The organism is Sphingobacterium sp. MYb382 (genome assembly GCF_037572665.1).
GTDB lineage: Bacteria > Bacteroidota > Bacteroidia > Sphingobacteriales > Sphingobacteriaceae > Sphingobacterium.
This window is the reverse complement of sequence record NZ_JBBGZT010000028.1, coordinates 457,108-475,060: the sequence shown is the minus strand read 5'-3', so window position 1 is coordinate 475,060 and position 17,953 is coordinate 457,108. Positions and strand designations below refer to the sequence as shown.

Genomic DNA, 17,953 nt, shown 5'->3' with positions numbered 1-17,953 from the left:
ACCTATCCTATCAAAAGCATAAGCTTAATTACTGCCGATTCAACTTTCCATGCCGACTTAGCGTACCCGCAAAAATTCGACATAATACTTTGTAACTCAAAATAAACAAAAATAAGGTAAAAACAACATCGAAAAAACGAAGTAAGGCAGATTCAGAGATGCCGCCAAAATTCAATGCATTATCAATAGCACAAGGCAAGAAATTAAATAAATTAGGTTTAGCCAAGATAAAATAGGCAAATAAGCCCGCGATTAGTAACGCTAATAATACCGCTACACTTCTCTGTATCCAGTTTATTCTCATAATTCCTTTACATTAGTTTTAAATAGTACAGCGCTCTCTATCGATAAAAGCAATGTATTATTTAAGGTTTATATGGTTATTATAATGGTTGTCTCCTACTCGGAAACTTAAACTAATGTAAGAAAGTAATTTCATAATCCAAGCTTTAATCGTTTTTTTTAGAAATACATCAATCTATAAATCAATAAAATACCATTCAAAAAAAACAAAAGACTTTTAATTCTCTGCTACTTAATATTTCTAAAAAAAAGACTAGAAAGCTTATTCCTTTCTAGTCTTTTTTTTAGCTATCTGCTTAACGTTCTTTAGCCAGCATCGCATAGATAATATCATCTACCCATCGACCATTCCACCAAAGGCTTTCTTTGAAATGAGCTTCTTTACGTAAGCCCAATCGTTCCATCAATTTTATAGAATCTACGTTTTCTGGATCTATAGAAGCAGAAATACGATGCTTGTCTAGCTGTAAAAATAAAGCGTCGAAAACAGCGTTTAATGCCTCCGTTGCATAGCCCTTCCCTTGCACATCGCCAGACAAGGTGACACCAAACTCGACCAATTTATTAGCTGCGTCGATAAAATGAATACCAATATCACCAACAACAGACTGTGTAGATTGATCGATAATCACCAACTGAAACCAGCTATCAGGCTGATTAAAGTTCTCCGGATTTTTAGCAATAAAGTCGGCTACTTCTTGCAGCGTTTGTGGAATCCAACTTTGATATTTATTGGCCTCGGTATCCGAACGATAGTCAAATACGGCATGCATATCGGCCAATTCAATCGGCCTTATGCGTAAGCGTTGCGTTTCTAAAATCATCCTATCCCCCTCTCTCTTAAATAGTAAATCAAATTTACCTATTTTTTCAGTTTCAACCAATCGGGATAGCTAACTAAGCCGTGCTCTGGTTGCCCTTCTCCTTCGAGAACATGGATAAACTCCAACTGATTGCCATCGGCATCGTCGAAATATAGTGCTAAAGCTGGCATCCATGCGAATACCATAGGCTCACTACTACCATTCTTCAAAAAATTATATGGTTTTAATCCTTGATCCGTTAAAAAAGTAGTAGCCTTTTCCAAGATAAACTCCTGGCTACAGCGGAAGGCAAAATGGCGTTTCTGTAAATTCTCTTTCTGCTCCCAAAGGCCTAACATCGCCTTCTTATCGTCACCAATCCATAGAAAGGCTATCGGACGTATGCCATCATAATGTGCCAGTGTCAATCCTAAAACTTCGGTATAAAATTTCACTGCTTTTTCTAAATCACGCACCTGAATGTGTGTCTCATATAGTCCTTGTATCATATTGCTAAAGTTTAAATTATTGTTTGTACTTTATTTTTTAAAAAAGTGAATAAGAAGTGCCAAAAACGGTGCCATTGCGAAGACTCCATAGAGCGCAAAAGAAGCCTGCTCGGCGCCTCCTGATTGATTAATCCCGCCCATATTGACTACCAAGCCCGCCAGTGCGGCTCCAAAGGTTGTCGCCATCAGCTGTACCGTCGTTACCGATGCCGATGTTAAAGCTTCCTCTCCTTTTGGTGCTAAAGAAAATACTCGCGTCAGCAGATGCGGCCAGCCCATCCCAATGCCAACACCTAGCATAAAAAGAAAAATGCCTTGTAAAATAAGAAATACCCGTCCATCACCTTGTAAAGCGCCCCACGTCAAACCAAGTAAGCCAATGAACATCAATACAATCCCATATCCGATGATACGTCTTACCCTATTGCCCGTCACACCCTAAAATAATAAAGATGAAAAAGTCCAGCCAAAAGCAATCAAAACCGTCAAATAGCCCGACTGTAAAGGGGAAAAGCCATAGATGACCTGTGCAAAGTAAGGCACAAAAATTTCTATAGCCGTGGCAAGGGTTAAAAGTGTCATCACCGCATAGGTAGCTCCCAAAGTCTGGCCTATTTGGTAAGCCCCCGTGGGTAGCAAACGTACACCTTGTTGTCCTTCCATACGCACCAAGGAGGCTAGCAGGAACAAAGCAACAAGAAGCCCCAAGAGATTCATGCCTACCGACGTAGAAAGGCTACCGATAGATACAGCAAGTGATGCTACTACCAAGAACATAAGCTTAACATATGGAACTTGAGGAGCTGCTTCTCCGCTCTGCTTGACAGGTAAAATTATGCTGCTTACTCCAAAAATTATCCCACAGATAATGATAAGGACACCAAAAGCCCAACGCCATTGCCCCTGTTCAGCAAAGAGGCCGCCAATCAATGGGCCCGAAAAGGCCGCGATGCCCCACATTCCAGAAATCAAGGCCATCGCCCGTGACCATAACCGATCTTCAAACACGATGCGCACCATCGCATAAGATAAAGCGAACAGCAATCCTCCGCCCAATCCTTGCACAAAACGACCTAGTAGCAAGACCTGCATACTGGGCGCCAAAGTGCATAGCAATGATCCTATGGCAAATAGTAAAATAGCATATTGATAGGCCTTACGTGGCCCTAGAGCCGCGAGACGATTGGCGGAAATAACGGATCCAATAACAGAAGCAACCACAAACAAGGTGGTGTTCCAAGCATAGTAGGCTAAGCCTCCTATTTCTTTGATAATGGAAGGCATCACTGTTGTCGCGAGGTATACATTTGTTGCATGCAGCATCACACCCAGCGCCAAAGCACTTGCTTTTAGGCCATTTCCATTTGCAAACAAAGCACCCCAACTCGCCGAAACAGTTGCAGGTGCTTTGCTATTTTTTAGTGTACTCATTTCGATCTTTATTGTTGTAAAACAAAGGTCGAAAGGAACCGTAGGCTACACAATCCCTATTCTTCGGAATCTATAGCACATTTTACGGATTTACGGCTTTTTTCTTCTTTTTGGTTCCTTCAATATTAGGTAAGAATCCAGTGATAATTCCGATTAACGGTAGATAAGCACAAACCTGATATACATATTCAATACTTGTTTTGTCGGCTAGCCATCCTAAAATAGCAGAACCAACGCCCCCCATTCCAAAAGCAAAACCAAAGAACAAACCAGCTACTAAACCGACTTTCCCAGGTATCAAATCGGTTGCATAAACCAAAATTGCAGAGAAAGCCGAAGAGATAATCAAACCAATAAAAATGGCCAAAACAATGGTCATCGTCAGCCCTACATGTGGTAACATCAGGGTAAAAGGCGCTGCTCCAAGTATAGAAACCCAAATAATAAGCTTACGACCATAGCGATCCCCCAGCGGCCCACCCAAGATAGTACCCGCAGCGATAGACGCTAAGAAAGCGAAAAGATAAAACTGCGATTGCTGCACGCTAATTTGGAATTTATCAATCAAATAGAACGTAAAATAACTCGTCATCGAAGCCATGTAGAAATACTTCGAGAAGATTAATACCAATAAGATCACGATAGATGTGACCACCTTCTTGCGTGATAAGGTCAATTGTCCTTCAGTAGCAGTACCTGTAGGCTTTTTAGAAGCTTTAAGGTGTAAATTTTGTTGATACCAGTTACCAACAAAAGTCAGTACAATCATGCCGATAACGGCCATAACACCAAACCAACCGATGTATTTTTGACCAAAAGGAACTACGATAAGTGCCGCTAATAAAGGCCCCGCAGCACTACCTGCATTTCCCCCCACCTGAAAGATGGATTGTGCCAGCCCCTTCTTACCACCCGAGGCCATATGGGCTACGCGCGATGCTTCCGGATGGAAGACTGAAGAACCCATACCAATCAGTGATACGGAAGCTAAGATGTAGTAAAAATTGGATGCAAAAGCTAAGCATAGCAGGCCTGCCAGTGATAGAAACATACCTATCGCTAAAGAACGTGGATTGGGATGCTTATCTGTATACAAACCAACAAATGGTTGTAAAATGGAGGCTGTAAGCTGGAAAATCAAGGTGATAATACCGATTTGCGTAAAGCTTAACACATAATTCTCCTTCAACAAAGGGTAAATCGCTGGAATAACGGATTGAATTAAATCGTTCAACAGATGCGAAATACTGATGGCAAACAAGATGGGATACACCGTTTGCGAGGCTGATACAGCAGCCGATTGGGGATTAGGATTTGTTTTCATAAATCAAGACATCAGGTCATCTGATGTTTAAAGTTGTATTAATTTTTATTACTTTTTTTGCGTCTTAAATACTATAAATTACCGATGATCTTACGCACGACTTCTACCGCCTTCTCCGCATCTTGAGCTTCAATTTGGTCAATAAGCTCGATATGCAAATCTTGTGAATCAATAAACGGAATGGTATCGGTATAGACGTCATCGAAAAATTTCTCTACATAAACCGATAGGGTTTTATACAGCTGTGCAAGGATGCTATTGCCACAGCTCTCCGCAATAAGCGTATGGTAAGCAATATCCGAATGAATACATTTTCGTAGTTCGCCCTCCTGCGCATATAAACCACGCTCGGCTACCCTTTCGCGCAGTAAAGTAATATCTTTGGCCGTTCTAAACTGACAAGCTTTGGCAATAATCTCAAACTCCAAAACTTTACGTACCTGATATACCTCGGCAAAATCAGCCTCCTGCAGTTTGTTACTCAACTCATCATTGCCAGAACGGCTAATCACGAAAGTTCCTAAACCCTGCTGTACGCTGACAAATCCTGATTGCGACAAAATTTTTATCGCTTCGCGGATGGAGGAACGGCCAACACCATAAAAAATCATCAACTCAGGCTCCGCAGGAAGCTTCTCGTTTAAAGGCAGGGCCCCCTTCTTTATCTGGTGCTTTATATTTTAGGCGACTTCCTCCGCCAGGGATTTTCTAACAATAGGTTTCATGCTTCTATTCGTCATATCATCTGATGTTTGCAAACGTACAGGTTTTTTTTAAGATTTTCTACACATTAAAAAAAATTAATTGTCCTCTCGGTAATTATTCGGTGAGATGCCTAAATGGCTTTTAAAAAAGCGGTTGAAATAGGATGGATCATCAAAGCCTAAAAGGTAGCCACATTCTTTAACACTATGATTACTATGCTTTAGGAGGTATTGACTTTCACGCAAGAGGCGCTCATGTAACACCTGTAGGGCTGTTTGTCCGGTCTCCTCCTTCACCACCTCTGTCAAATGTTTAGCCGTAATACCTAGCTGCTCAGCATAGCTGGTCAATGTTCGCCACTCCAAAAAATGGGTATCAACCAATCGCTTAAATTGATACGTAAGCTGATAATTACGGTTCATATTTTTTTGGAAACCTAGCAAGCAGTATTCACAAGCACGATTATAGCCATAAAGAATCTCCGTCAACACCAAGCGTATGATATCCAAATGGTAAGCCGCTTTCCGCTCGAGCTCCCGGCCTATATGCTCAAGCCGTGTTTGCAGAAATCCAAAGTCGTCATCTATTAAAGTGAAAACCGGTGGATAGTTGACATTCAAGTCCAATAATTCATCAACAATATCGTCTTTGAAAAACATTTTTTGCAAAAAAGACTTCGAAAACGATAGCTGAAGAACAGTAAGGTCGGTGGAAGGCTCTTCCGTTGTATACATGGTATCAGCAGGTATAATGGAAATCATGCCCGATTCTAGTTTAAAACTATGGTAACCAACTTTTAGAACAAGCGAACCTGCTAGGCACAGTAGAATTGTATAATAGCTGTTTTTTTGTGGGCTGCTGGTTAACAGATGAGCTAGCTCTCGGGTATATATAATTTCGTATTCACGCATCTTCTTTCAAAATAATCCATAAAAAGAGTTCACCAATTGTATTATTTTCTTACCGTTCATGTCGCTAGCGAGTTGACAGGCGCTATAAATATGGTTTATCTATTGCTATATGTTACGGAATCAGTGTTAGGTCGTAAAAGCCCCAACTTTTAAAATTAGAAAAAACAAAGCACTTTAGCAATGACCAACATCATTGCACACTGAATGACAAAGGTTTACCTTTAAGCAAGATTAACACATACCCCTTAACACAAATACCATGAAACAACGCGTACCCGTATCGGAGATTATGGCTAAAAAGCTAATCACCGTTCCTAGCACAAGTAAGATTAGTGAAATCTATCAACTATTTATCGATCATAATATTCGACATATCCCTGTGACTGATGGAACCCATCTACTCGGTATTATCAGTAAAAATGATATCCTGAAAATTGGATACAGCTTTTTGGAAACAAACCCTGAGGCTATATACGCCATCTATGATAGCTATAATCTACAAGATGTCATGGTTAAAAAACCTATTGTGGTATCTCCAACAACCAGTATTAAAGAGGTGGTTGAGCTATTGACAAAAGAGAGCTTCCACTCGCTACCTGTCGTTGAAGAAGGAAACTTGGTGGGTATAGTGACGAGTACTGATTTATTAAAATACCTATTGCAACAATATTAATGTTACCCCTACAGCTACCCATGCCCCTTCAATAAAGTATTTTGAAGGGGCATTTGCCTGTAAAAAGACGTTTGCTAAACTCCTTGACAGCAAACAGTAAGGATAAAAGACGGTATTTATAGGTAATAAAACTAGCCATTGGTGTAACTATTTCTCTTTTTAAACGTTAATTTAAAAGGAAGGAGCAAATCCTCCCTCCTAATCTGGTACTCACATAAAATTAAAAAAACATGCCTTGGAACCCAGAAGTATACAATCAGTTTAAAAACATACGTTTTAAACCTTTTTTTGACCTACAGGCCCTTATTCAGCCTGAACAGACGATGAAAGCCATCGACTTAGGATGTGGAACTGGCGAGCAGACCGCCTTGCTGTCGGAAAAATTTCCAGATGCTGAATTTCTAGGTATCGACAGCTCTGCAGAGATGCTCGCACAGTCTAAGGAGTTAGAAACAGAGAAACTGCATTTTAAGCAGTCAACAACCGAAGCTATCCTCGCAACAGGCGACAGTTGGGATTTAATTTTCAGCAACGCTGCTTTACAATGGTCAGATAACCACCAGGAGTTATTTCCTAAAATATTAAGCCGTCTAAATCCAAACGGACAGTTTGCGGTGCAAATGCCTTACCAACCCGAGAATATTCTTAACCAACTCCTGAACAGCTTGGCAAATGAAGAGCCTTTTCGCAGTCAGCTTGGTGGCTGGAATAGACCATCTCAAGTGTTGACACTTGATGCTTATGCGCAAATACTATTCGATCATGGCATCGAGGAACTACAGATATCTCAACGTGTTTACCCAATCATCGCCGATGATCATGACACACTATTCAATTTTATATCTGGCTCAGCCTTGATTCCGTATTTGGAAAAATTAGATACCGAACAACAGGAAGCTTTTACCACGGCTTTCAAAAGTCGCATTGCGGAAAACTTCACGCAGCTTCCTGCCATCTATGCTTTTAAGCGCATTTTACTGTACGGACGTAAAAAAACAAGCTAATCAATCATGAGTGCACTACAGCTAAGAAGCGCTAAACAAGAAGACATTCTTACTATTATCACCATCCTTGCGGATGATACCTATGGTCAAAGTCGCGAAGAGGTTTATAGCGACGAACCTGGCCAAGAAAAACAACTCAACCCTGTCTATCAAAAGGCCTTTGAAGCCATACAAGCAGACCCAAATCAAGATTTATGTGTCTTAGTTGATGAACAAGACCATATCTGGGGAACCTTACAGCTCACGTATATACAATACCTAAACCGCAAAGGGAGTAAACGTGCCCTTATTGAATCGGTACACGTACGTGCTGACCAACGCGGAAAGGGACTTGGAAATAAGATGATGCAGCTAGCCATAGAACGGGCCAAAGATAATGGAGCGACCATCATACAGCTTACGTCCGACAAAAGACGTACTGACGCACATCGCTTCTATAAGAGATTAGGCTTTCAAGATTCACATGAAGGATTTAAATTAATACTATAACACCATGAAAATGTTCATCGCAAGCAGCGCCTTGCTTTTAAGCTTAGGAAGCCTTGCAGGTTGTAAATCGGCCCAAAGTACGACTAATACAAGTCAAGAGACGAATAAAGTAATCACTGTAAAAGGTAAGATTACCAAAATTGAAAATGGGAAAGATGGCTACACAGCCACCCTTGAAAAGAACAAAAATAAAAGCTATGCCGTCACGGTAAGCATGATTAATTTGCAGCATAGCGGAGGTACGTTCAAGCGCTATGAAGTTGGCCAAACAATTCGCGCTACAGGCTCTAGTTGGACTGATCAACAAGGAACAATCCACATTACAGCAACAAGTATTAGCGAATAATAATCTATGTATATTAAAGGCTTATCTTAACCGATAAGCCTTTATTTATTCTACAAAAAAATAGATCTCGAAAAAAAATCTTAGCTTTTTAGCACCCGAGGACTGCGCACAAGTGCGCCAATTTTCTTCAAGATCGCTTCAATAGCGGCTGTCCATGGCACAGCGATACACAGACGAAGACAATGCTCAAACTGGTCTTGTAAAGTAAACATACGCCCTGGTGCCACACTGATGCCTTGCTCCAATAGTATATCATGTAGTTTAAGCGTGTCGACAGTTGGATGCAGCTCTATCCATAACGTCAAGCCGCCTTGCGGACGGCTTACTTTTGTCCCTTCGGGGAAATAATCAGCAACTGCACGTGCAAAATGATGATAGTTCTGCTCTAATGTTTTACGAAACTCACGTAAATGGGTATCGTACTTACCGCTACGCAGAAAATTAGCTACTGCCTCCTGCGTGATGGAGGTTGAAGCAATCACATGACGTAACTTTAGCTTTAGCACCTGCTCCTTAAAGCGGCCAGGAGCAATCCACCCCACGCGATAGCCTGGGGCAAGATTCTTAGATACTGAACTACACCAAAGCACATTGCCCTCCTTATCAAAAGATTTACAACAACGCGGACGTTGCTTCCCAAAATATAAATCGCCATATACATCGTCTTCAATCAGTGGGATTTGATGCTTAGCGAGAAGTTCTACAATTTCTTTTTTATGCGCATCGGGCATACAGCTTCCCAACGGGGTATTAAAATTCGGAATCAGCAAACAAAAATCTATATGTGGAATGGCCTGTTTCAACCCCTCCAATTCTATTCCTGTAATGGGATGGGTAGGTAGCTCAAGCACTTTGAAACCAAGGCTTACCGCCAACTCCAAGATACCGGGATAACAGGGGCTCTCCACCGCAATAGTGTCGCCAGCCTTCCCTAAAGCCATCATCGCAAAAGATAAGGCCTCCATCCCACCGCTCGTAGTTACAAGGTCATCTTCATGTAGCGACCCTCCCCAACCAATAGAGCGAATAGCTACCATGCGCCGTAGATTGACATTTCCTTGCGCCAGCTCATACTTTATTCCTCCTTGATGCAATGTCTTTGTGGCATGGAGTAACTCCTTCTTTAACTTCGCCATCGGCAATAATTCCGCCGCAGGCGCCGCAAAAGATAATAAGGTTAAATCCTCACGTCCCATACTCGCATAAATCTTTGAAAGCAATAAATCGGGGGTACGCACATTAGCGATATTGTCGGGACGACTCACCGCCGGCAAAGGAAGCTGACGTGCAGGCAGCGTACTCACAAAATAGCCCGACTGTGGTCGTGGCGCAATCAATGACAATGCTTCTAGCTCCAAGAAAATCCGCTTCGCGGTATTCATACTGATTTGGTGCTGTTGACACAACGTACGTAAAGAAGGTAGCTTATCTCCTTCTTTCAATAGTCCCGAGCGAATTTGATGCTCCAAACTATTCGCTATTTTATGATACAAATATTCTCCCGCCATAAACAAATATAACTGTATCCATCAAATATTCAAAAAGTGAGACTGTGCTTATTCATTTGCACTCCCTAAATTTGGCAGATATACTAAAGTTTAAAATAAAAATCGCTCATGCAGGAAAATAATCAACGTATCGGCTGGATCAATGGATTGATAGGCGTGATACTCTTCAGTGGCTCTATGCCCGCAACCAAACTTGCCGTTATGGATTTATCACCGACCTTTGTCACGGTGACACGTGCCGGTATTGCTGGATTGCTAGCCCTGTCTGCACTTATCATCTTCAAAGAGAAAAGACCATCAAAAGCACAGATGGGTTCCCTACTATTGATTGCCATCAGCGTGGTTATCGCCTTCCCCTTACTGAGCGCGCTAGCCTTAAAGTATATGACATCCGCCCATTCTTTAATTTTTGTAGGACTGCTTCCGCTAAGTACAGCCTTGTTTGCCGTAATTCGTGGTGGCGAGCGTCCACAACCATTGTTTTGGGTATTTTCACTATTAGGAGCACTCTTCGTTATGGTATTTGCCCTGTCCAAGGGAGGTAGCTCCTCTTGGGAAGGAGATATCCTGATGATTGTAGCCGTCATCTTCTGTGGTCTTGGCTATGCCGAAGGAGCTAAACTGTCCACCAGCCTTGGGGGATGGCAGGTCATCTCATGGGCTTTAGTGATAGCTCTTCCTTTTATGCTACCCTTAATGTACTATTTGATGCCAGCACATCTGGAACTTGTGCCAAGTAAAGCTTGGATGGGATTAGCTTATATTTCGGTATTCAGTATGCTTGTTGGTTTTATCTTTTGGTATCGTGGTTTAGCACAAGGCGGAATTGCCGCTGTCGGACAGCTACAGTTGCTACAGCCTTTCTTCGGTTTGGGCCTTGCTGCAAGCATCTTACACGAACATGTAAACATATGGCTCGTTGCAACGATGCTGGCGGTTATTCTATGTGTAGCAGGATCTAAAAAGTTCGCTCATCGAAAAGTAATAGCCTAGTACCCGCTCAACATAAGTGCATAAAAAAACCGAACAGTAACTGTTCGGTTTTTTTATATGTTTAATCACAACGATTAGCCTTCATATTTTTTGAAAACCACTGTTGCGTTATGTCCACCAAAACCAAAGGCATTGCTCATCGCAACTTTAACCTCTTTTTCTAAAGATTGGTTGGTTACTACACGGATATCCGCAGGAATATTTTCGTCCAATTCCGTTACATTAGTTGTTGCCGGAACGACATTATCATTAATACTCTTAATCGCAATAATCGCTTCGATTGCTGCTGCTGCACCTAACAAGTGTCCAGTCATTGACTTTGTAGAACTTACATGTAAGTTGCTATCCGCACCGAATACTTTCTGAACAGCATTCAACTCGGCGATATCACCTACTGGTGTAGAAGTAGCGTGTAAATTCAAGTAATCTACATCTTTTGGTGTTAAGCCAGCTTCCTCAATAGCCAACTGCATCGCTTTCGCAGCACCTAAGCCTTCAGGATGTGGAGAAGTCATGTGGTAAGCATCAGCTGTCATCGCTGCACCAACCAATTCAGCATAAATCTTCGCACCACGTGCTTTAGCATGCTCATACTCTTCCAAGATTAAAGCAGCACCACCTTCACCCATCACAAAACCATCACGCTCTTTATCGAAAGGACGGCTTGCAGTTTGTGGATCATCGTTACGTGTACTCATCGCTTTCATGGCCGAGAAACCACCGAAAGAAGCGGATGTGATACCTGCCTCCGAGCCACCTGTAACAAACACCTTAGCTTTACCCAAACGGATATAGTTGAAAGCATCCATAATCGCTGTGTTACCTGTAGCACAAGCAGACACTGGTGTATAGTTAATACCTTGAAGACCGTATTTCATAGAAATCATACCTGCCGCCATATTCACCAATAACTTCGGAATGAAGAATGGGTTGAAGCGTGGCGTATAATCACCATTTACATAGTTTTCTACTTCCGATTCAAAAGTTTGCATCCCTCCTTGTCCTACTCCCCAAATCACGCCGATATCAAAAGGATCGATAGCTGTCAAATCTAAGTTTGAATCTTCCATCGCTTGTACGGCACTCACTAATGCATATTGTGTAAACAAATCGGTACGTTTAATCTCGTTACGATCTAACACGCCAGATGGATCAAACTCTTGCACCTGACAAGCTACCTGCGAACGAAATTTCGAAGCGTCAAAACGCGTGATCTTTTGTCCTGCATTTTTTCCAGCTTTAATGTTGTTCCAAAAGGTCGTCACATCATTACCTAATGGATTGACTGTACCTAATCCTGTTACTACTACTCGTTTCATTTTTTACTTCTTTTTAGAAAGGATGAAATCACCCGCTTGGCACTCCTCAACATCAAAAATATTGAGGCCCCTCCGGGCATAAATAAATCTACCAAACTGCCTATAACAATCTCCCTAGACAAGCTGGTTTGCTAAACATACTGAACTACCTTGAATATCCATTTTGGTCCTAAAACCTTAACGTCACTAGACCTCAGTAGCTTCGGTTGAACGATTAACGTTGCTCAACAAAATTTCAATAGGCGACTTACTACTATTTCCATTAAGCACGCAAAGGTATATAAAAACTAGCATATACGTTTTTCAATATGCATATACATTTTCGCCCCATTCACCACTCGAAGATAAACAGCAGACTGTCAGTTGTTTAAAAATTTTAAAAAATACAAATAATGTGTGGCTAGGTCCCACAAAAACTTTAGTTTTGTAAGGATTTAATGATTCATGAAAAGTACACGGATTTTACGCTATAGCATTATCTTCTTATTGTTCCTGATACAGACCTTATTTCTGTTGGCTATCTTTCGCGAAAAAATCCATTCCTACCTTATCCTTCTCTTCATTGCTTCTTTATCCATATTGATGCTTTATGTATACCGAAAAGTAGACATCCATCATCCCGAACACGAGGTTGAATCCTATCGTATTGCGGTATGGGTACCCATTGGCGCTGCCTGCTCCTATTACCTAAACCATCGTATCGGTTTGGGGCCTGTTTTAGCGGCGGCTATCATCGGAAGTATCGCTTCCTTAGCGCCACAAATAAAACCTAGCTCCACCTACTACCTCGGCATTCCAACGGCTGCCTATTGTGGTGCCTTTATCGGTATGTCGAGCACACGCGTAGCCTCCAACTTTGCTTTTGTACTTATCGCGAGCTTTTTTACAGCCGTCCTATTAATTATATCAAAGAGCCTATTACAAGGAGTAGGCGGAAAACTAGGTACCCTCGCCTTCTTGGGCGTTGCTTTAACCTATTTTATCCTATACCTCGTATCATGATTATCTCCACCTTCATACTCCTGCTTACCAGTATCATTGGAGCCTGCACCACATACTTCGTTAATGTTAAGCTAGGTCAAGGTCCTGTTCGTTCGTCAGCACTGTTGACCTTACTCGTTGCCGGTTTCTTTCACCTATTCCCTCATCTACTATCTCCCCACTTGACTCAGAATATACCCGTTGTCTTCATCGGTTCTTCCTTTATCGGGATGGTTTCAGCACAGCAGATTAACAATTACCTAGGTATTGCCATTGCAGGTATTATTTTCTGTGTTATCTACCTCAACACCAGCCTATTTTTTAATGGCTACGGCGGTGCACTCGGTACTTCAGCTTGTATCTCCATATTAGTCGTATTAGCTATTCCTTATTTTAAATCAAAAAGACACCTTACAGTTGGCTTTTTACAGCTTAGACGTCTAGTGCTCAAGCGTAAGCGCTAATTGCTTTTAGTAACCTAACTTTCTTAGGCATTAATTTGCGTTTTATAGCGCATGGATAGCAAAAAGACCACTGCTAAACAGCCTTCCATCACAAATAAAGCTTGATGATAGGCCGCCGGAATACTATGGCCAGCAGCAATTAAATAAAAGAAAAATCCCGCTACCAAGCATATTCCAAATGAAGATGCTATCTGCTGTGTTGTATTATATACGCCGGAGGCAGCTCCCACAAACTGTTGTGGAATTCCTTTTAACGCAAAATTGATTAACGAAGGAAGTACCAATCCGCCAGCCAAGCCGGTCAATGGAATAATAAGCAGCAAGGTTGTGTAAGACACGTCTTCCCCGAAGTAATAACCCTGCAATCCAAAAGAAAGCATCATCAACAAAATACCAACCTGTACCGGACGTTTTCCAAACTTTGCCACCAAACGGATGGAAGCTAAAGAGGCCAACATAAAAAGGACTCCAGAATATACAAATAATACTCCCGTATCATAGGCCGGCATATGCAAGCCATTTTGTAAATAGATCGTTGATATTAAATAAAATGAGGTATGCATCATGAAGTAGAAAGTAGCCATCAAAATGCCAATATTAAACGTCTTAATCTTAAAGAGGTTGTTATTGACAAGAGGCTCCAAATCACGCTGTGTAAGTCGGCGTTGATGCTGCCAGAATAAAACAATCAAACAAAGACCGACAAGTAACAAAACGATACTCCATAAAGGCCAGCCTAGCTCTCTACCTTCTGTTAGTGGAAAAATGATAGCCGAAAGGCTCAGCGCCAGTAGGGCTACACCCTGATAGTCAAAACGGTGTGTTTGCTGCATTTTTGTTTCTTGTACAAATTTGTAGGTCGCCAAAAGAGCTAATACACCTAAAGGTAAATTGATAAAGAAGATAAAACGCCAACCTGCCATAAAGCTATCCAATCCAGCAAAATAACCACCTAGAAATTGACCAAGTAAAGAGGCTATCCCCAACGTGATACCTACCCAACCGATAGCCTTCGTGCGTTCCTTAGGCTCTGGAAACAAAATCTGTACATAGGATAATGCCTGAGGGGTCATAAAAGCACCACTAACACCCTGGAAAAACCGAGCAATAATCAGGAGCATCGGACTTTGTGCAAGACCACAAACGCAGGAGCTCAACACGAAGAAGAGCATCCCCCACATAAATACTTTTTTACGTCCCCAAAAATCACCAGCACGACTTCCCGTAATCATAAAGGAAGCATAACCAACTAGATATGCCGCTATAATCAATTCGATCTGCGCATCCGAGGCATGAATATTTTCTTTGATAGAAGGTATCGCAATATTCACAATAAAGACATCGATTACCGTTAGTAAAGGGGCTGCGAGTAAAATCGCATGCTGCAACCATTTGTTGGCTGTTGTTTTCATATATACATTAAAATAGTAAAGAAATCATACGCGTAAAAACATATTATATACCAATCGGTATATTTTGGAACAAATTTTTTTAGAGCTGCATTTCGGTCGATAAAATCAAAAGGATACGATCAAGCGCTAAGTTCATATGCTTACGATCTTCGAAAGTTCGTGAGATCAAAATACCACCTTCAATCAGCATAATAAATTGTAAGGCATAGCTTTCAGCATCCAGTTCGGCTTTCAACAATCCTTGTACTTGCCCCGCTTTGATGACCTGACTAAACTGATGTTGCCAACCCAAAAATTGCTGTTTCACAGGCTCCTGCAAGAAGAGCAGGTGGTCATCGGCCTCCGTGGCAGCATTCAACATTGGACAGCCACCTTGAAGTAATACGCTAGGCAATGAATGTCTGTAGTATTCAATCATGGCTTTAATGGTCACCAATGGATTATTACCTTGTTGTACAATGGCTTTCAAGCCTGCACTGCGAAGGCCTGCATTATGCTTAAATGCAGCAACCACGACCTCATCTTTATCTTTAAAATTACCATAGATACTTCCTTTCGTAAGACCTGTGGCTTCGGTGATATCTGACAATGAGGTAGCCGAATAGCCTTTAGTATTAAATATAGAGGCTGTTTTCTCAATAATCAATTGTCGGGTTTTCTCTGCTTTACTCATGTCGTTTGCTCCTTGTAGAAACAAAGGTAAATAAAAATATACCAAATGGTATATTTTGTAAAAAAAATAATTATTACTTAGACAAACTACTAAGCCCAATTGTCAATTGACTTAGCAGTTTGTCTATCTTTTCATTAGTTCGCGTAGATTCGAAAGGCATTTTGAGCAATGGACTTCGCAATGGTTTCAAACGGGGCTATTGGCATGTTAACGTTATCTTAATAGTAGAAAGCTACATTTGCCGCTAAACAAGGTCGTAAACAATACCCGAAACATACGGTATTAAAATATCCATAACCGAATGAAAAAATTAACCTTAGCCCTACTCTGCTCTTTAGTTGCTTGCACATCGATAAGCGCACAGTCTGCTTCTGAAAAACCGAAACTAAAAGATGCTAAATCATGGTCTTTAATTTTAGTTCCCGACATTCAAAACTATGTGAAGTATGAACGCAATCAACCTATCTTAGACTTGATGTGTGCTTGGATTTCAGATCAGGTGGATTCGTTAAATATTAAGATGGTCATGTGTACAGGCGACTTGGTAGAACAGAATGAGATCATCAATAATGGACATGATGGCAACCAAACGAGCCATCAGCAGTGGACGGCAGCAGTTAGTTCCTTTGCTAAGCTAAATGGGAAGACTCCTTATATACTGGCTTCGGGAAACCATGACTACAGTGTTGACCGCCAAGGCAACCGCAGCAGTAACTATGCTAAATATGTACATATCGAGTCAAATGCGCTAAACCGCAAAGCTATCGTACAGCATGCAACCAACGAGCAGGGACAAGCAACATTAGAAAATAGCGCTCTAGAGTTAAAACAGCTACATGGCCAGGATTATCTCTTCTTAACGATGGAGTATGCTCCTCGCGACACCATGGTCTCTTGGGCATCGCGAATAGTAAACCTCGAGCAGTACAAAAAACATCGTGTGGTATTGCTGACGCATGAGTATTTGAATACGAAAGATAAGCGTACCACAGGGATTCCACAATGGTTTACCTATGAGCCTTACGCCATAAATAACGAGATTCAGAAATCGGCTAAAGTAAATCTCCCTCGAGCCAATAATGGACAACAGCTATGGGAAAAACTAATACAACCCTCGTCAAATATTGAGCTGGTACTCTCCGGACATATCAACGGGGAAGGATATCGAGCAGATAAAAATAGCAGCGGAAAGAAAACACATCAGATGCTTTTTGATATGCAAAATGAAGGTGGTGGACATCGCAATGGCAATGGTGGCGACGGTTGGTTACGTATCTTAGAATTCTTACCCGACGGCAAAACGGTCATCGTGAAAACCTACTCTCCTCTATTTGGCTCTTCGCCCACGACGCTAAAATTTGCATGGAAAAAGGACGAAAGAAATGAGTTCTCCTTTAGCTTTGACTAGCTATAGCCTACGGCCAAACAAAAGGCCTTTATCCATATGGATAAAGGCCTTTTGTTTTATCGCCTCATTTAGGTTTACAAAAATAAACTTACCGCACAGTACACTAGTAAAAGTGCCATAATGGTATTAACCACCTTATAATGATGATTTAAAAAGGTCGATAGCTTCTCCCCTGCGATAGCCCAAATCCAGGTTGCCCCACTACCTACAACAGAAAGAAATAGTGCAAATACAACGGTAATAGACCAGTTATTAAAATGCGGAAAGATAAAGCTACTAAATGCTGTTATTCCGTAAATGATAATTTTCACATTAACCAACTGCAACAGAAAACCTTTCCAGAAGTCTGATTTACGGCTTCTATTTTCTAGCTCACCTGACTGTATCTCCTTCATGTCGATAGCCTTGCTACTTCCTACACTCCAGGCTAGGTAAACCAAATATAAAGCACCAAAATATTTCAAGTATAACAAGAGGTCTTTGAAGGTATGTAGTATGACTTCTGAAAAAATAGCCGACAGAAACATAATCAGTGTAAAGCCCCCATAGACGCCGTAAAGCAAAGGCCGGCTTTGCTTATAACCGACTTTCATGCTGCTATTTAAGGCTAATATATTGTTGGGTCCTGGCAATAAGGCTGTCAAGACACTATAGATAAAAAAGGAAAACCACATATTTTTTTGCTCAAAAGTAATGC

21 protein-coding genes are annotated in these 17,953 nt (G+C 41.3%); 8 read left to right on the top strand and 13 right to left on the bottom strand.

Annotated features, from left to right (window positions below):
* Positions 1 to 28 precede the first annotated feature (28 nt).
* The 8 genes from WH223_RS16620 to WH223_RS16585 form a co-directional block, all read right to left on the bottom strand.
* Complete coding sequence (locus tag WH223_RS16620; protein ID WP_340048912.1) at positions 29 to 304, bottom strand: hypothetical protein; 276 nt, start codon at positions 302 to 304, stop codon at positions 29 to 31.
* A gap of 295 nt (positions 305 to 599) precedes the next feature.
* On the bottom strand, positions 600 to 1,127 hold the full coding sequence (locus WH223_RS16615) for a GNAT family N-acetyltransferase (protein ID WP_340048911.1): 528 nt from the start codon (positions 1,125 to 1,127) through the stop codon (positions 600 to 602).
* A 38-nt stretch (positions 1,128 to 1,165) separates the two neighbouring features.
* Positions 1,166 to 1,615, bottom strand: coding sequence for a VOC family protein (locus WH223_RS16610; protein ID WP_340048910.1), 450 nt, complete (start codon positions 1,613 to 1,615; stop codon positions 1,166 to 1,168).
* A 30-nt stretch (positions 1,616 to 1,645) separates the two neighbouring features.
* Positions 1,646 to 2,002, bottom strand: coding sequence for a hypothetical protein (locus WH223_RS16605; protein WP_340048908.1), 357 nt, complete (start codon positions 2,000 to 2,002; stop codon positions 1,646 to 1,648).
* Between the two features lie 51 nt (positions 2,003 to 2,053).
* Positions 2,054 to 3,046 (bottom strand): MFS transporter, encoded by a 993-nt coding sequence (locus tag WH223_RS16600; RefSeq protein ID WP_340048906.1) that lies wholly within the window; start codon positions 3,044 to 3,046, stop codon positions 2,054 to 2,056.
* An 82-nt stretch (positions 3,047 to 3,128) separates the two neighbouring features.
* Positions 3,129 to 4,370: an MFS transporter gene (locus WH223_RS16595; protein WP_340048905.1), complete on the bottom strand. Its 1,242-nt coding sequence runs from the start codon at positions 4,368 to 4,370 to the stop codon at positions 3,129 to 3,131.
* Between the two features lie 71 nt (positions 4,371 to 4,441).
* Entirely contained in the window at positions 4,442 to 5,035 is a 594-nt protein-coding gene (locus WH223_RS16590) for a FadR/GntR family transcriptional regulator (protein WP_340049202.1), read from the bottom strand.
* A 135-nt stretch (positions 5,036 to 5,170) separates the two neighbouring features.
* Positions 5,171 to 5,836 carry a helix-turn-helix domain-containing protein gene (locus WH223_RS16585; protein WP_340048903.1) on the bottom strand — a complete coding sequence of 222 codons (666 nt, stop codon included), beginning with the start codon at positions 5,834 to 5,836 and terminating at the stop codon, positions 5,171 to 5,173.
* Between the two features lie 409 nt (positions 5,837 to 6,245).
* Here WH223_RS16585 and WH223_RS16580 point away from each other — a divergent pair, with 409 nt between their 5' ends.
* From WH223_RS16580 to WH223_RS16565, 4 genes are all read left to right on the top strand, one after another.
* Positions 6,246 to 6,659 carry a CBS domain-containing protein gene (locus tag WH223_RS16580; protein ID WP_340048901.1) on the top strand — a complete coding sequence of 138 codons (414 nt, stop codon included), beginning with the start codon at positions 6,246 to 6,248 and terminating at the stop codon, positions 6,657 to 6,659.
* 230 nt (positions 6,660 to 6,889) lie between these two features.
* The gene (locus WH223_RS16575; RefSeq protein ID WP_340048900.1) at positions 6,890 to 7,663 is read left to right on the top strand and encodes a methyltransferase domain-containing protein; all 774 of its coding nucleotides are present in this window, start codon (positions 6,890 to 6,892) and stop codon (positions 7,661 to 7,663) included.
* Positions 7,664 to 7,669: 6 nt separating this feature from the next.
* Positions 7,670 to 8,152, top strand: coding sequence for a GNAT family N-acetyltransferase (locus WH223_RS16570; RefSeq protein ID WP_340048898.1), 483 nt, complete (start codon positions 7,670 to 7,672; stop codon positions 8,150 to 8,152).
* A gap of 4 nt (positions 8,153 to 8,156) precedes the next feature.
* Positions 8,157 to 8,498: a hypothetical protein gene (locus WH223_RS16565; protein WP_340048897.1), complete on the top strand. Its 342-nt coding sequence runs from the start codon at positions 8,157 to 8,159 to the stop codon at positions 8,496 to 8,498.
* 80 nt (positions 8,499 to 8,578) lie between these two features.
* Here the strand turns inward: WH223_RS16565 and WH223_RS16560 are convergent, their stop codons facing one another.
* The gene (locus tag WH223_RS16560) at positions 8,579 to 10,006 is read right to left on the bottom strand and encodes an aminotransferase-like domain-containing protein (protein ID WP_340048895.1); all 1,428 of its coding nucleotides are present in this window, start codon (positions 10,004 to 10,006) and stop codon (positions 8,579 to 8,581) included.
* A 108-nt stretch (positions 10,007 to 10,114) separates the two neighbouring features.
* Here WH223_RS16560 and WH223_RS16555 point away from each other — a divergent pair, with 108 nt between their 5' ends.
* Positions 10,115 to 10,999, top strand: coding sequence for a DMT family transporter (locus tag WH223_RS16555; RefSeq protein WP_340048893.1), 885 nt, complete (start codon positions 10,115 to 10,117; stop codon positions 10,997 to 10,999).
* A gap of 74 nt (positions 11,000 to 11,073) precedes the next feature.
* On the opposite strand, the gene fabF is transcribed toward WH223_RS16555, so the two are convergent.
* Positions 11,074 to 12,318, bottom strand: coding sequence for a beta-ketoacyl-ACP synthase II (gene fabF, locus WH223_RS16550; RefSeq protein WP_340048892.1), 1,245 nt, complete (start codon positions 12,316 to 12,318; stop codon positions 11,074 to 11,076).
* Between the two features lie 444 nt (positions 12,319 to 12,762).
* Here fabF and WH223_RS16545 point away from each other — a divergent pair, with 444 nt between their 5' ends.
* Both WH223_RS16545 and WH223_RS16540 read left to right on the top strand, forming a co-directional pair.
* On the top strand, positions 12,763 to 13,320 hold the full coding sequence (locus WH223_RS16545) for a hypothetical protein (RefSeq protein WP_340048891.1): 558 nt from the start codon (positions 12,763 to 12,765) through the stop codon (positions 13,318 to 13,320).
* Entirely contained in the window at positions 13,317 to 13,763 is a 447-nt protein-coding gene (locus WH223_RS16540) for a hypothetical protein (RefSeq protein ID WP_340048890.1), read from the top strand. The genes WH223_RS16545 and WH223_RS16540 overlap by 4 nt, the downstream gene beginning before the upstream one ends.
* 23 nt (positions 13,764 to 13,786) lie before the next feature.
* On the opposite strand, the gene WH223_RS16535 is transcribed toward WH223_RS16540, so the two are convergent.
* Both WH223_RS16535 and WH223_RS16530 read right to left on the bottom strand, forming a co-directional pair.
* The gene (locus tag WH223_RS16535; RefSeq protein ID WP_340048889.1) at positions 13,787 to 15,175 is read right to left on the bottom strand and encodes an MFS transporter; all 1,389 of its coding nucleotides are present in this window, start codon (positions 15,173 to 15,175) and stop codon (positions 13,787 to 13,789) included.
* Between the two features lie 79 nt (positions 15,176 to 15,254).
* Complete coding sequence (locus tag WH223_RS16530) at positions 15,255 to 15,848, bottom strand: TetR/AcrR family transcriptional regulator (protein ID WP_340048888.1); 594 nt, start codon at positions 15,846 to 15,848, stop codon at positions 15,255 to 15,257.
* A gap of 301 nt (positions 15,849 to 16,149) precedes the next feature.
* Here WH223_RS16530 and WH223_RS16525 point away from each other — a divergent pair, with 301 nt between their 5' ends.
* Complete coding sequence (locus WH223_RS16525) at positions 16,150 to 17,256, top strand: metallophosphoesterase (RefSeq protein WP_340048887.1); 1,107 nt, start codon at positions 16,150 to 16,152, stop codon at positions 17,254 to 17,256.
* Between the two features lie 74 nt (positions 17,257 to 17,330).
* On the opposite strand, the gene WH223_RS16520 is transcribed toward WH223_RS16525, so the two are convergent.
* Positions 17,331 to 17,930 (bottom strand): LysE family transporter, encoded by a 600-nt coding sequence (locus WH223_RS16520; protein ID WP_340048886.1) that lies wholly within the window; start codon positions 17,928 to 17,930, stop codon positions 17,331 to 17,333.
* Between the last annotated feature and the right edge of the window lie 23 nt (positions 17,931 to 17,953).

Bases quoted from the DNA above. Each gene is read 5' to 3' on its own strand.
- WH223_RS16535 (WP_340048889.1), bottom strand. From the start codon at position 15,175: ATGAAAACAACAGCCAACAAATGGTTGCAGCATGCGATTTTACTCGCA.
- WH223_RS16540 (WP_340048890.1), top strand. From the start codon at position 13,317: ATGATTATCTCCACCTTCATACTCCTGCTTACCAGTATCATTGGAGCC.
- WH223_RS16525 (WP_340048887.1), top strand. From the start codon at position 16,150: ATGAAAAAATTAACCTTAGCCCTACTCTGCTCTTTAGTTGCTTGCACA.
- WH223_RS16530 (WP_340048888.1), bottom strand. From the start codon at position 15,848: ATGAGTAAAGCAGAGAAAACCCGACAATTGATTATTGAGAAAACAGCC.
- WH223_RS16620 (WP_340048912.1), bottom strand. From the start codon at position 304: ATGAGAATAAACTGGATACAGAGAAGTGTAGCGGTATTATTAGCGTTA.
- WH223_RS16565 (WP_340048897.1), top strand. From the start codon at position 8,157: ATGAAAATGTTCATCGCAAGCAGCGCCTTGCTTTTAAGCTTAGGAAGC.
- WH223_RS16585 (WP_340048903.1), bottom strand. From the start codon at position 5,836: ATGATTTCCATTATACCTGCTGATACCATGTATACAACGGAAGAGCCT.
- WH223_RS16615 (WP_340048911.1), bottom strand. From the start codon at position 1,127: ATGATTTTAGAAACGCAACGCTTACGCATAAGGCCGATTGAATTGGCC.
- WH223_RS16605 (WP_340048908.1), bottom strand. From the start codon at position 2,002: ATGTTCATTGGCTTACTTGGTTTGACGTGGGGCGCTTTACAAGGTGAT.
- WH223_RS16575 (WP_340048900.1), top strand. From the start codon at position 6,890: ATGCCTTGGAACCCAGAAGTATACAATCAGTTTAAAAACATACGTTTT.
- WH223_RS16560 (WP_340048895.1), bottom strand. From the start codon at position 10,006: ATGGCGGGAGAATATTTGTATCATAAAATAGCGAATAGTTTGGAGCAT.
- WH223_RS16595 (WP_340048905.1), bottom strand. From the start codon at position 4,370: ATGAAAACAAATCCTAATCCCCAATCGGCTGCTGTATCAGCCTCGCAA.
- WH223_RS16600 (WP_340048906.1), bottom strand. From the start codon at position 3,046: ATGAGTACACTAAAAAATAGCAAAGCACCTGCAACTGTTTCGGCGAGT.
- WH223_RS16610 (WP_340048910.1), bottom strand. From the start codon at position 1,615: ATGATACAAGGACTATATGAGACACACATTCAGGTGCGTGATTTAGAA.
- fabF (WP_340048892.1), bottom strand. From the start codon at position 12,318: ATGAAACGAGTAGTAGTAACAGGATTAGGTACAGTCAATCCATTAGGT.
- WH223_RS16545 (WP_340048891.1), top strand. From the start codon at position 12,763: ATGAAAAGTACACGGATTTTACGCTATAGCATTATCTTCTTATTGTTC.
- WH223_RS16555 (WP_340048893.1), top strand. From the start codon at position 10,115: ATGCAGGAAAATAATCAACGTATCGGCTGGATCAATGGATTGATAGGC.
- WH223_RS16570 (WP_340048898.1), top strand. From the start codon at position 7,670: ATGAGTGCACTACAGCTAAGAAGCGCTAAACAAGAAGACATTCTTACT.
- WH223_RS16520 (WP_340048886.1), bottom strand. From the start codon at position 17,930: ATGTGGTTTTCCTTTTTTATCTATAGTGTCTTGACAGCCTTATTGCCA.
- WH223_RS16580 (WP_340048901.1), top strand. From the start codon at position 6,246: ATGAAACAACGCGTACCCGTATCGGAGATTATGGCTAAAAAGCTAATC.